Consider the following 12,695-nt stretch of genomic DNA (forward strand, 5'->3'; position numbering starts at 1 on the left):
CTCCGGGATCCCTGACAAGGACGTCGGGCCACTCCTCGACCCGGTACTCACCCTAGCCCCGGAGCGGTCGGGCGGGGCTGCCTGGCCCCGTGAGCGTCGCGCCGCCCACGGGGCCAGGGCGAGCAGGCGGGGGACGTCAGAACACGGGCTTGCCGCCCGTGACCCCGAGCACCGTCGCCGAGACGTAGCTCGCGTCGGCGGGAGAGGCCAGGAAGACGAAGGCCGGCGCGACCTCGGCGGGCTGCCCGGCGCGGCCCAGCGGGGTGTCGGCCCCGAACTGCTCGATCTTCTCCGGCGGCTGCGTCGCGGGCTGCAACGGCGTCCAGATCGGCCCCGGCGCCACGGCGTTGACCCGGATGCCCCGCTCGCCGACCTCGGCCGCGAGGTTGACCGTGAAGTTGTTGATCGCGGCCTTGGTCGACGCGTAGTCCAGGAGTGACGTCGAGGGCTGGTAGGCCTGGATCGAGGAGACGTTGATGACGGACGCGCCCTCGCCCAGGTGCTCGAGCGCGGCCTGCGTCACCCAGAACAGGGCGTACAGGTTGGTCTTGAGCACGTTGTCGAGGTCCTCGGTGCTCACGTCGGCGATCGAGGACCGCCGCGCCATCTGGAAGCCGGCATTGTTCACGAGCACGTCCAGGCCACCGAGCTGGTCGACGGCGTCGGCGACGGCCGCGCGGCACGCGCTCTCCTCGCGCAGGTCCCCTGGCAGCAGGACCGCCGTGCGGCCCGCCTCGCGCACCCAGCGCGCGGTCTCCTCGGCGTCGACCTGCTCCTCGGGCAGGTAGCCGATCGCGACGTCGGCCCCCTCGCGGGCGAACGCGATCGCGACCGCGCGCCCGATGCCCGAGTCGCCGCCGGTGATCAGGGTCCGCAGGCCCGTGAGCCTGCCCGAGCCGCGGTAGGACGACTCGCCGTGGTCGGGCAGGGGGTTCATGGGGGCCGTGAGGCCCGGGGGCTCCTGCTGCTGGGCGGGGAAGGCGGGGCTCTGGTCGGACATGTGGTCCTCCTTCGGGTCGCCGCCCGCGCACGCCGTCCGGCGGGCCGCTGCGGGCGAGGTGTTCCGGGGTCCCGTCCACGCTAGGACGGCGCTCGCGGACTCGCAGCACGAGCGGCTGCACCGCTGGGTGGGCAGGAGCCTCCGGCCGTGGGCCCGGCCCGCGCCGGGCGGTCCCGGTGGCAGGATGGGCACCTGCCGGGCGTGACGGAGCGCCCGAGGAGCGAGGTGGCCACGATGACGCAGGACGAGCGCGCGGCCGAGCGCGCGGACCGTGCCCCCGAGGGAGCGCAGGACGTCGACGTGCTCGTGGTCGGGTCCGGCTTCGGCGGGTCCGTCGCGGCCCTGCGCCTGACCGAGAAGGGCTACCGGGTCGCGGTCCTGGAGGCGGGCAGACGCTTCGCGGACGAGGACTTCGCCGCGACGTCGTGGCACCTGCGCGACTTCCTGTGGGCCCCACGCCTCGGCTGCCTCGGCATCCAGCGCGTCCACCGCCTGCGCGACGTCCTGGTCCTCGCGGGCGCCGGGGTGGGCGGCGGCTCCCTCGTGTACGCCAACACCCTGTACGAGCCCCTCGACGCGTTCTACACCGACCCCGCATGGGGTCACCTGACCGACTGGAAGACCGAGCTCGCCCCGTACTACGACCAGGCGCGGCGCATGCTGGGCGTCGTCCCGTACGCGGGACGCACCCCCGCCGACGAGGCCATGGCCCAGGTCGCCCGCGAGATGGGCGTCGCGCACACGGTCACCCCGGCGCCCGTGGGTGTGCTCTTCGGGGAGCCGGGCGTCCGCGTGCCCGACCCGTTCTTCGGCGGCGCGGGCCCCGAGCGGCGCGGCTGCCTCGAGTGCGGCCAGTGCATGACCGGGTGCCGCCACGGCGCCAAGAACACCCTCGTCACGAACTACCTCCACCTCGCCGAGCGCGGCGGGGCCACGATCCACCCCCTGACGACCGTCACCCGCATCACGCCGCTGCCCGGCGGAGGCTACGAGGTCACCTCCCGGCGCACCGACCGCCCGGCCGCCCGGCGCACCCGGTGGACCGCCCAGCACGTCGTCCTCGCCGCGGGCGCCCACGGTACGCAGCAGCTCCTGCACGCCCAGCGCGACGCCGGCACCCTGCCCGACCTCTCACCACGGCTCGGCATGCTCACCCGCACCAACTCCGAGGCGCTCCTGGGCGCGACCGCCGACCGGCCACGCCCCGCGGGCGCCCCCGTGCCCGACTACACGCGCGGCGTCGCCATCACCTCCTCCTTCCACCCCGACGCCCACACGCACGTCGAACCCGTGCGCTACGGCCACGGGTCCAACGCCATGGCGCTCCTGCAGACCGTCCTCGTCACGCCCCGCGGCGCTCGCGGCCTGCGCGGGGGCGGGAAGGGGCCCGACGGCGCCGCTCACCCCGGTCCCTCGCCCTCGCCCGCCGGGTGGTTGCGGGAGCTGTGGGCCCAGCGGCGTCGGCTGCCCTCCATGCTCGACCTGCGGGGCTGGTCCGAGCGCACGGTGATCGCCCTGGTCATGCAGAGCCACGACAACTCGCTGACGACCTACACGCGCCGCTCCTGGACGGGCCGTCGTCGCATGACCACGCGTCAGGGGCACGGCGCCCCGAACCCCGGGTGGATCCCCGCCGCGCACGAGGCGGCCCGGCGGCTGGCCCGGGTCATGGGCGGTGCGCCGGGCGGGAGCATCGGGGAGCCCTTCGGCATGCCGCTCACGGCCCACTTCCTGGGCGGGTGCGCGATCGGCGCCTCACCGGAGACGGGGGTCGTCGACGCCTACCAGCGGGTGTTCGGGCACCCGGGGCTGCACGTCCTGGACGGTGCGGCCGTGAGCGCGAACCTGGGCGTCAACCCGTCGCTGACGATCACGGCACAGGCCGAGCGCGCGGTCGCCCTGTGGCCGAACCGCGACGAGGAGGACCCCAGGCCGCCGCTCGGGAGCACGTACCGGCGGGTGGCCCCGGTCGCGCCCCGCTCCCCGGTCGTCCCGGCGGACGCCCCCGCCGCGCTGCGCCTTCCCGTGGTCCGGGTGACGCACGGCGGCACGCCCTGACGCGAGGTCGGCGCGGGGGAGAAGTGCCCCTGGTCCACGGGCGGGCAAGAAATCGAACAGGTGTTCGACGTTCTCCGACCGAGGCGTCAAGACCGCTCGAACTGGTGTTCGAGCGGCAGGGCCTCTGGCGAGACCCGACGTCGAACACCTGTTCGACGTCGTGGGGGAGGGGAGATGTCAGGAGCGGTCCGCGCCGTCGAGCTCGACGTCCACGACCACCGCCCGGTGGTCCGACAACCCCGTGTCGACCGCCCGACCCGGCGCCAACGGGCGCACCCCACCGTCGGCCAGGACATGATCGATCTGCAGCGTCGGGTGCGAGACCGGGTACGACCGCGCCACGGCCAGCGGGGTCCACCCCGAGATGGTCGCAGGGACCTCCGAGCGCAGGTTCAGGTCACCCAGCAGGACCAGCGGCCGCGGCGCCCCCGCCAGCCCCCTCACCAGCCGGTCCAGCTGGTGCTCACCCCAACCGTCGAGAAAGCTCAGATGGGTCGCCGCCACCGTCAACGGACCCTGCGGCGTCCGCACCACCGCCACCACAGCCGTGCGCGGCTCGTCGAGCCGCCACCGACGCGCCCGCTGGTCCGACGCCCGAGGCAGCGGACGCCACCACGGGCGACGCGGCAACGGCAGCACCCGCCACTCGAGCACAGGAAACCTCGACAGCAGGGCCACCCCGTACTGCGACCGCCCGCCCCCCGACCGTCGCTCCACCGTCGCAGCGAACCGGTGATCCACCGCCCCCATCGCCTCGGCCGCGACCCGCGCCAGGTCCGCCCGCCCCGACCGGCGCTGGTTGCGATCCACCTCCTGCAACGCCAGCACATCCGCACCCAGGTCAGCCACAGCACGAGCAAAACGGTCCACGTCCACCAGATCGTCCACCGTGGACCGGCCGTGCAGGATGTTGAACGTCACGAGTCGCATCGCACCGATTGTCCCCCCACGCACCCCGCCACGCTCGCCGTCGAGCACGGACGCCCACCCCCCGGCGGCAGCCCCACCCCGGCAGGCCTAGGCTCACGCCATGGCCACGTACTTCGACATCCACCCCGTCGACCCCCAGCCCCGCGCGATCGACCAGATCGTCACGCTCCTGCGCGACGACGCCCTCATCGCCTACCCCACCGACTCCTGCTACGCGCTCGGCGCCCGCATCGACTCCCACAGCGCCACCCAACGCATCCGCGACATCCGCCACCTCGGCGACAAGCACCACTTCACGCTCGTCTGCGCCGACTTCGCCCAGCTCGGCCAGCTCGTCAAGATCGACAACGCCGCCTTCCGCGCCATCAAGGCCTCCACCCCCGGCAGCTACACCTTCATCCTGCCCGCCACCGCAGAGGTGCCCCGACGCCTCGCCCACCCCAAGAAGAAGACCGTCGGCGTCCGCATCCCCGACCACACCGTCACCCAAGCCATCCTGCGCGCCCTCGGCGAACCCCTCCTGTCCAGCACGCTCCTCCTGCCGGGGGAGGACGAACCCATGACCCAGGGCTGGGAGATCAAGGAAGCCCTCGACCACCAGGTCGACGCCGTCGTCGACTCCGGCAACTGCGGCACCGAACCCACCACCGTCGTCGACTTCTCCTCCGGCGTCGCCGAGGTCGTCCGCACCGGCGCAGGAGACCCCTCCCGCTTCGAATGACCACCTCCGTGACCAACACCCCACGTACCACCCGGCACGACCACCCCCACCACCCCTAGCATCGACACCATGAGCAGCCAGGGCCTCACCCACTCCCAGCGCAAGATGGCCGACGCCGGCGTCCACCCCACCGCGATCGACGTCTTCAGCCGCTTCTACGAGCTCCTCGACGGCGGCGCCACCGGCACCGTCCCCGAGGCCGACGTCGCCCCCCTCACCGACGTCACCCACCGCCACGACCTCGCCATCACCACCGACGACGCCACCGACGCCCTCTCCCGCACAGCACTCATCAAGCTCAACGGCGGCCTCGGCACCTCCATGGGCATGGACCGCGCCAAGTCCCTCCTCACCGTCCGCGACACCACCGACGGACCCCTCACCTTCCTCGACATCATCGCCGGACAGGTCCGCGCCGCCCGCACCACCACCGGCGCACGCCTCCCGCTGCTCTTCATGAACAGCTTCCGGACACGCGACGACACGCTCGCGGCGCTCGCGGCCTACCCGGACCTCGCGGTCGACGGCCTGCCGCTCGACTTCCTGCAGAACCGCGAGCCGAAGCTGCGTGCGGACGACCTCGAGCCCGTCGAGTGGCCCGCGGACCCGGACCTGGAGTGGTGCCCGCCGGGCCACGGCGACCTGTACACGGCCCTGGTGACGTCGGGGGCTCTCCAGCAGCTCCTGGACGCGGGCTACCTGTACGCGAGCGTCTCCAACTCGGACAACCTCGGGGCGGCCCCGGACGCGGCCATGGCCGGCTGGTTCGCGGCGTCGGGTGCGCCGTTCGCGGCCGAGGTGGCCCGCAGGACGCCCGCGGACCGCAAGGGCGGCCACCTCGTGGTCCGGCGCTCGGACGGGCGCCTGGTGCTCCGTGAGACCGCGCAGACGCCCGAGGAGGACCTCGCCGCGGCCGGGGACATCGAGCGTCACCGGTACTTCAACACGAACAACCTGTGGCTCGACCTGCGCGCTCTGGCCGCCGAGCTCGACCGCACCGGGGGAGTGCTCGAGCTCCCCCTGATCCGCAACCCCAAGACGGTCGACCCCACCGACCCGTCCTCGACGCCCGTGATCCAGATCGAGTCGGCGATGGGCGCCGCGATCGAGGTCTTCGAGGGCTCGACCGTCATCGAGGTCGACCGCAACCGCTTCCTGCCCGTCAAGGCGACGAGCGACCTGCTGCTGCTGCGCTCGGACGTGTACGAGCTCGGCGACGACTTCACGCTCACGGCCCAGGTCGAGGCGCCGCTGATCGACCTCGACGGCGCGTACTACAAGCTCGTCGGGGACTTCGACGCGCGGTTCGGTCAGGGGGCGCCGTCGTTGCGCGCGGCTCGGGGGCTCACGGTGCGCGGGGACTGGACGTTCGGCCGCGGTGTCGTCGCCGAGGGAGACGCGGTCCTGGAGGACGCGGGTGAGCCGTCGTCCGTCCCGGACGGGGCGCACGTGGGGCCCGGGGGTGTCCTCGGCGCGGTGTGAGACGGGGCGTGACGCTCACCCACCCGGGAGAGTCGCGGGTGGGGTCGGCGCGCCGCGAGGTCAGGCGCGGCCGGTCACCGTGGGGCTCACGTTCCCCACGGTGCATCGTGGTCGCTGCCCGGGGGAGGTCGTCGGCTGTGGCGCCGTCCGCCGCGGACGCGGGGGCGAACCGGTGGATCGAGGCTCAGGCGGGGACGTCGACGATCCGGCTGTCGCCGACCTCGGGGGAGAGGGCCCCGCGCGACGACGAGGCGAGATCGGCGTCGAGGGCAGCGAGGCGCGCCGGCGGGACGAGGATCCGGAAGCTCGCTGCCGACCCGTAGTCGGCGCCGTCGAGCACGGCGCCGTGGGACGCGCACCACTCGTGGAGCATGTTGCCGATCCGGCCCGCCTCGGCGTGCGGGACGTCGACCGTGACCTCGGCCATGACCTCGCGGCGCACCATCGGGGCCAGGTCGAGTGTCTCGCTGACCGCGTTCGAGTAGGCGCGGACGAGCCCGCCCGCGCCGAGCAGGACGCCGCCGAAGTAGCGCGTGACGACCGCGACGACGTCGGTCACGTGGCGGTGCCGCAGGACCTCGAGCATGGGGATGCCGGCCGTGCCGGACGGTTCGCCGTCGTCGTTCGAGCGTTGCTGGTCGGCGTGCGCGCCCACGACGAGGGCGGTGCAGTGGTGCCGGGCGTCCCAGTGCTCCTTGCGGACGTGCGCGATGACGGCGTCGGCGTCGGCGACCGTGGCGACCGGGTGCAGGAGCGTGAGGAAGCGGGACTTCTTGAGCACGAGCTCGTGCTCAACGGGCCCGGCGATGGTCGACGGGAGCGGGCTGCTCGCGGGGGAGGGGGCCGGGGAGGTCATCGTGACCAGCCTAGTCAACCTGAACTTCCCGCTGTCCAAGTAAAGGTTGATGGGCATAACCTTTACTTGCGGGCCGACAAGGAAAGGTTGAGCATGGCGAACGAGGCAGACGGAGGGGTCGCAGGCGTGGCCGACGACGCCATGGACTGGCCGCGGCACGGCGCGGACGCGAGACCCTGGTCCTCGGCGACGCGCGGGCCCGCGAGGACCGGCTGCTCCGTGAGGTCACGGTGTCGCTGCCGCCCTTCATCGCGGACGTCGCCTACGTCCCGTCGGCGGGGGAGGCTGCTGACATCGAGCGGGCGGCGGTCGACATCACGCGCCTCGACGCCGTCCACGGCCCGGTGCTCTCGTCGTTCGCGACGTTCCTGCTGCGCACCGAGGCCGTGGCGTCCTCGCGCATCGAGCGCCATGACGCGAGCCTCGCCGACCTGGCCAAGGCGACGATCGGCATGCGATCGGGCAAGGACGCGCAGGTCACCGTCGCGGCGGCCCGCGCGGTGGCGCGGCTGGTCGATGCCGCCGGGCAGGCAGGCGCCATCGAGCTCGACGACGTGCTCGCGGCTCATCGCACGCTCCTGAAGGACGACCCCCTCGACGGCCCGACGGCGGGCTCGCTGCGGACCGTGCAGAACTGGATCGGCGGGTCGGACTACTCGCCGCGCGGCGCCGTGCACGTGCCGCCCCCGCCCGAGCTCGTGCCAGGCTACATGGCCGACCTGATCGGCTTCTTGCGGCGTGACGATCTGCCCGCGGTCGCGCAGGCCGCGATCGCGCACGCGCAGTTCGAGTCGATCCACCCGTTCACCGACGGGAACGGACGCATCGGGCGCGCCCTGATCGGAGCGGTGTGGCGTCGGCGCGGGCTCACCCCGACCCTCGTCGTGCCGGTCGCCTCGGCCATGCTGGCCGACACGGGGGAGTACTTCGCTCGCGTCAACGCCTACCGCGAGGGGCGGGCGGCGCAGTTCGTGCGCTACCTCGCGGTGAGCGCGTCGGCCGCTGCGCGAGAGGCGCGCGTCTCGGCGAGCAACCTGTCGGCACTGCCTGCCCAGTGGCACGCCGAGGTGCGCCCACGCGCGGGCTCCGCGGCCGCGGCGATCCTGGGCTCGCTGCTCGACCATCCGGTGCTCGATGGGGACCTCGCCCGTCAGGTCGCGGGCACGTCGTCGGTCGCGGCGTACGACGCCCTCCATCGGCTCACGGAGGCGGGCGTCCTGTCACAGCTCTCGACGTCCCAGCGCCACGGCGTGTGGGCAGCGACGGAGGTGCTGGGTGAGATCGACGACCTCACGAGGAGGCTGCGCGAGCGCTGAGTGCGCTCACGACAGGCCGAAAGGCCGGATCGTTGGAAATAGTGTGCCAAGCGGATAGGCTCACGCCATGACCGCCGACGCCGCCGACTCACCGCAGACAGCCCCGACGACCGGGGGGGACCCCGGCGATGCTGCGCCCACGGCTCGGTACCCGCGTCCGCCCGTGACGAGGGACGAGGCCGAGCGGGTCTGGCGGGAGCTGTCGGTCGGCGCCATGTACGCCTCGACCAAACCGGAGATGGTGCGTCTGGCCGTCATCGTCGGCCTGACCCGGGCGACGGGGGCGAGGTACTCGGACCTGCTGCGCTGCACGGTCGACTCGCTCGATCTGGGGCCCGCGGGCGCCCAGTCAGGGGAGGGGAGGATCGTGGTGCAGCACGGCAAGCACCGCACCGTGCGCGAGCACCGCCTCGAACCGGGCGTGGTCATGGTCCTGCGGCGCTGGATGGACGTGCGTGAGGACCTCTGCGCCGAGCTCGAGGGCTCCGTGCCCCGCGCCCTGCTCCTGACCGTCCACCACACGCACGACAACGGCATCACCGTCGCGAGCGGGCTGCCCATCACCAAGCAGGGGCTGGTGCTGTCCTGGCGGCGCTTCGTGCAGCGCACCAACGCGCGGTACGGCGGGGTGCGGCAGCCGCTGCCCACGCGCTTCGAGCAGGTCCGTCGGGCGTGGCACGTGGAGGCCGCTGACGGACCCGCCGAGCCGGCCGCGCAGGGGTAGCGGGAGCAGCCCGGAGGGCAGGCCCGACGGCGGAGGTCACCCCTCGCGTGGACCGTCCGCGGGGGAGGCGGTGGCTGCCCCGTCGAGCTCCTGGAACACCGTGATCTGGAGGCCGGCCGGGGCGTCGAGACGCGCGTTGAGCGAGTCCCACGGGGTGCGGACAGGCGGCGCCACGAGGGAGGCGCCGGCGTCGACCAGGTCGGTCGTGACGCCTGCCGTGTCGGTCACCTCGAACGCGACACGCAGCCGCGGGGCGACCTGCCTGCCGACCTCGACGTCGTCGATCATGTGCTTCTGCGCGGGGTTGGCGATCTCGAGCGTGGCGCGGCCCGCGTCCAGGATCGCGACCCTTGCGTCGCCGTCACCGGTGTACGCCTCGAGCTGGGGGAGACCCAGGGCGTCGCGGTAGAAGGTGAGCGCCTGGTCGTAGTCCTCTGCTTCGACGACGAGGCGCAGCTGCAGGACGGGGCGGGTAGGGGTGTCGGTCATCCGGTCACGGTAGGTCAATCGTCCGGAGGTCGCGCGGCGATTCTCCCTGAGGTAAAAATAGTGTGCCAAGCGTAGAACGAACGCACATCACCTCTCGAAGCACCTCACCGAACAGCCCGGACGGGCAGGGGCGCCCAGAGGGCCGCCGGACGTCGAAGCCCCCTGCTCCACCGGTGGAGCAGGGGGCTTCGACGTCGTGTCACGAGGTCGTGTCAGCGCCACCAGGTACGCGGCACGACGAGGACGACGAGCCCGATCAGCGCGACAGCGGCCACCACGACGAAGAACCCGTTCCGATCCAGGGCCGAGGCCGCGAAGCCCACGAGCGCCAGACCTTGGCACGCGACCTGAATCACGGCTGCTCGGCGCAGCTCCGGGACGAGCACCGCGCGTTCGACGCGGCCCTTCCGAGGCGTGCGCGCCACCCACCAGGAGGCACGGAGGACGAGGTGGGCGAGCGGGAGGAGCAGGAAGACGACCGGGTCGAACGACGTGTCGGCTCCGAGCATCGCGAGGGCACCGACGAACAGCACCGTGTGCGGCACCGGGGTGTGCGGGCGTGCCCCGACGACGGCGGCGAGGGCCAGAGCGACGGCTGCGCTCCCCAGCAGCGACGGGACGAGCTGGTGCACGGCGAGGACGACGAACAGGAACGTCGCCCCGATCATGACCGCTCGCAGGGTGTCGCCCGAGACGGTCGGGCCGGTGCTCACCTCGGTCGCCGGCGGTCCCGCAGGCTTCTCGGGCGGGGCGGTGGGGTGCGCGCTCATCGGGTCGTCCCTCGCTGGCTGTGGCGTTGGCGGCGGGCCGCGAGCTCGAGCGCGGCGCGGGCCCCGCCCCGGTCGGTCATCGAGGACGTCCAGGGGACCACCAGGACGCCTTCGCGTCGGATCGCCTCGAGACGTTGCTCGCGCTCGAGTCGAGTGATGCGCCACGCGAGCACGACGCCCGGTTCGCCCTGCGGGACGTCCACGGTCGGCAGGATGTCGACCGCGACCACTGTGTGCCCTGTCGCTCGCCAGGCCTGGGCGATCATCGCGCTCTCGTCGTCGAGGAACGTCGAGAACATGTACACCAGGGCCGCTGCCGGGATCTGCGGCGGGCGCGTGCGGCGACGCGGCTCGCCGATCGGGTGGGCGAGGGCGAGGGCGTGGACGATCCGCTGGAGCTGGCGCTTGCCCGCGGCGGGCGGGAGCGGGCGACGGATCCACCCGAGGTCCTCGAACCCCACGCGGTCCCCTCCGTCGAGCGCGGTCTGGGCGACCGACGCCGCAGCGTGCCGGGCGATGTCGAGGGACGTCGCCCGGTCCATGGGCAGCGGACCGCGGCCTCGCCACGTCGTGACGTCCGGACCCACCTCGTCCCGCGAGTCGAGGACGAGGACGATCGTCGCCTCGGCCGTCGCCTGGGTGCGCCGGACGTACAGGGTCTCGAGGCCTGGGGACCGGCGTGCGGTCGCCCGCCAGTCGATGCGACGCAGACGGTCCCCGGGGGCGAACGGGTGGACGTCCCGGAGCTCGGTGCCGTCGCCGAGGCGCCGGGTCGTGTGCGGTCCTGTGAGCCCGGCGAGCTGGCGCGGCAGGGGGAGGAGACCGAGGGGTTGGGCGGTCGGCAGGACCAGCGTTCCCGGGGACTGGACCGCGTCGGGGACCGACTCGACGACGCCCTCGGGCCCCGATGCGACGTGGTCGACCCGGAACATCCGGTGCGGTCCTGTCCTCGCCGAGTGCGTCGTGAGGTCGAGAGTCCGGGTCCGGTCGACCAGCACCGTGACGTCCGCGTCCTCGTTCCCGGGGCTGGTGACGCGCAGACGGACCGGTGCGGCGCCGTCGGGCACGTCGAGGCGGAGCCGTGACCTGAGCTCCCCAGGGCGCGCGTCGACGTCGATCGCCGGCTCGAACGTCGCGACCACAGCCTCATCCCGTGGCCTGGCGCTCCACCCCCACACCACGCCGAGCAGCGCGGGAGCACCCAGGACGGCGACGTCCGCGCGACCTGCGAGGAGACCCGTGGCGAGGAGCGCCAGGCCGAGCACGACGCCCGCAGCGAGGCTCGTCGTCTGCTGCCAGCTCGTCAGGCGCCCTGCCGTGGCGAGCGAGGTCATCGCGTCGCGGTGGCGACCGCAGCAGGGCCGGGGACGCGGTCGAGGATGGCGCGGACGATGGTCTGCGGCTGGGCGTTCGATGCCCAGGCGGTCGGGGTCAGGGTGAGCCGGTGCGCGAGCACCGGAACCGCGACCCGCTTGACGTCCTCGGGCAGCACGTAGTCCCGTCCGTCGAGGGCGGCCACCGCGCGGGCGAGCAGCACCAGGTTCTGCGACCCACGGGGTGACGCGCCCACCTCGAGCTGGGAGTCGGCACGCGTGGCGGCGACGAGGTCCACGCAGTACGTGAGGACGTCGGGGTCGACGTCGGTCGCCTCGACCCCCGCCTGCATCGCGAGGACGGTCCGTGCGTCGACGACCTGACGCACCTCGGCCTGCTCCTGGCGACGGTCGAGCCGACGACGCAGGACCTCGCGCTCCTCGTCACGGCCCGGGTACCCGACGCCGAGGCGCACCATGAACCGGTCGAGCTGGGCCTCGGGCAGCGGGTACGTGCCCTCGTACTCGACGGGGTTCGACGTGGCGAGGACGTGGAACGGCCGCTGGAGCGGGTACGTGCTGCCCTCGATCGACACCTGTCGCTCGGCCATGGCCTCCAGCAGCGCCGACTGCGTCTTGGGCGCCGTGCGGTTGATCTCGTCCGCCAGGAAGATGCCCGTGAAGACCGGACCGGGGCGGAACACGAAGTCGGTGGTCGCCGGGTCGTACACCGAGGACCCGGTGATGTCCGCGGGCAGGAGGTCCGGGGTGCACTGGAGCCTCGCGAAGTCGAGCCCCAGGGCGGTCGCGAGGCTGCGCGCAGCGAGGGTCTTGCCGAGCCCGGGCACGTCCTCGAACAGGACGTGCCCGCCCGCGAGGATCGTGGCGAGCGCGAGCTCGAGCGAGTCCCGCATGCCGACGACGGCTGTACCGACCTCGTCGAGGATGCGGCGGCCGTGCGCGGCCACCTCGGGGATGCTGAGCGCGGGGGCAGGGGAGTCCGTCATCGGGGTTCGCCTCTCGGTGCGGGTGTCTA

12 protein-coding genes are annotated in these 12,695 nt (G+C 73.4%); 5 read left to right on the forward strand and 7 right to left on the reverse strand.

What is annotated here, in order from left to right:
• Positions 1 to 136 precede the first annotated feature (136 nt).
• A complete protein-coding gene (locus IE95_RS0109075; protein ID WP_030151307.1) occupies positions 137 to 1,000 on the reverse strand; it encodes an SDR family oxidoreductase in 864 nt (287 codons plus the stop codon).
• Positions 1,001 to 1,234: 234 nt separating this feature from the next.
• On the opposite strand from IE95_RS0109075, the gene IE95_RS0109085 reads away from it, so the two are divergent.
• Positions 1,235 to 3,058: an FAD-dependent oxidoreductase gene (locus IE95_RS0109085; RefSeq protein WP_051702962.1), complete on the forward strand. Its 1,824-nt coding sequence runs from the start codon at positions 1,235 to 1,237 to the stop codon at positions 3,056 to 3,058.
• A gap of 177 nt (positions 3,059 to 3,235) precedes the next feature.
• Here IE95_RS0109085 and IE95_RS0109090 read toward each other — a convergent pair whose 3' ends face one another.
• On the reverse strand, positions 3,236 to 4,036 hold the full coding sequence (locus tag IE95_RS0109090) for an endonuclease/exonuclease/phosphatase family protein (RefSeq protein ID WP_240666263.1): 801 nt from the start codon (positions 4,034 to 4,036) through the stop codon (positions 3,236 to 3,238).
• A gap of 52 nt (positions 4,037 to 4,088) precedes the next feature.
• On the opposite strand from IE95_RS0109090, the gene IE95_RS0109095 reads away from it, so the two are divergent.
• A complete protein-coding gene (locus tag IE95_RS0109095) occupies positions 4,089 to 4,709 on the forward strand; it encodes an L-threonylcarbamoyladenylate synthase (protein WP_030151311.1) in 621 nt (206 codons plus the stop codon).
• A gap of 69 nt (positions 4,710 to 4,778) precedes the next feature.
• Positions 4,779 to 6,191: a UTP--glucose-1-phosphate uridylyltransferase gene (locus tag IE95_RS0109100; RefSeq protein WP_030151312.1), complete on the forward strand. Its 1,413-nt coding sequence runs from the start codon at positions 4,779 to 4,781 to the stop codon at positions 6,189 to 6,191.
• Positions 6,192 to 6,375: 184 nt separating this feature from the next.
• Here the strand turns inward: IE95_RS0109100 and IE95_RS0109105 are convergent, their stop codons facing one another.
• Positions 6,376 to 7,047, reverse strand: coding sequence for a YigZ family protein (locus tag IE95_RS0109105; RefSeq protein ID WP_030151313.1), 672 nt, complete (start codon positions 7,045 to 7,047; stop codon positions 6,376 to 6,378).
• A 230-nt stretch (positions 7,048 to 7,277) separates the two neighbouring features.
• On the opposite strand from IE95_RS0109105, the gene IE95_RS18855 reads away from it, so the two are divergent.
• Together IE95_RS18855 and IE95_RS0109115 are read left to right on the forward strand one after the other, a co-directional pair.
• Positions 7,278 to 8,363: a Fic family protein gene (locus IE95_RS18855; RefSeq protein ID WP_036571707.1), complete on the forward strand. Its 1,086-nt coding sequence runs from the start codon at positions 7,278 to 7,280 to the stop codon at positions 8,361 to 8,363.
• A gap of 67 nt (positions 8,364 to 8,430) precedes the next feature.
• The gene (locus tag IE95_RS0109115) at positions 8,431 to 9,087 is read left to right on the forward strand and encodes a tyrosine-type recombinase/integrase (protein WP_084690036.1); all 657 of its coding nucleotides are present in this window, start codon (positions 8,431 to 8,433) and stop codon (positions 9,085 to 9,087) included.
• Positions 9,088 to 9,123: 36 nt separating this feature from the next.
• Here IE95_RS0109115 and IE95_RS0109120 read toward each other — a convergent pair whose 3' ends face one another.
• The 4 genes from IE95_RS0109120 to IE95_RS0109135 form a co-directional block, all read right to left on the reverse strand.
• A complete protein-coding gene (locus tag IE95_RS0109120) occupies positions 9,124 to 9,576 on the reverse strand; it encodes a VOC family protein (RefSeq protein WP_051702940.1) in 453 nt (150 codons plus the stop codon).
• 212 nt (positions 9,577 to 9,788) lie between these two features.
• Positions 9,789 to 10,346 (reverse strand): hypothetical protein, encoded by a 558-nt coding sequence (locus IE95_RS0109125; RefSeq protein WP_030151316.1) that lies wholly within the window; start codon positions 10,344 to 10,346, stop codon positions 9,789 to 9,791.
• Positions 10,343 to 11,680, reverse strand: a complete 1,338-nt coding sequence (locus IE95_RS0109130) for a DUF58 domain-containing protein (RefSeq protein WP_051702941.1) — start codon at positions 11,678 to 11,680, stop codon at positions 10,343 to 10,345. Before IE95_RS0109130 ends, IE95_RS0109125 begins: the two co-directional genes overlap by 4 nt.
• On the reverse strand, positions 11,677 to 12,666 hold the full coding sequence (locus IE95_RS0109135) for an AAA family ATPase (protein ID WP_030151318.1): 990 nt from the start codon (positions 12,664 to 12,666) through the stop codon (positions 11,677 to 11,679). Before IE95_RS0109135 ends, IE95_RS0109130 begins: the two co-directional genes overlap by 4 nt.
• Positions 12,667 to 12,695 lie beyond the last annotated feature (29 nt).

This window comes from Oerskovia turbata, assembly GCF_000718325.1.
Lineage (GTDB): Bacteria > Actinomycetota > Actinomycetes > Actinomycetales > Cellulomonadaceae > Oerskovia > Oerskovia turbata.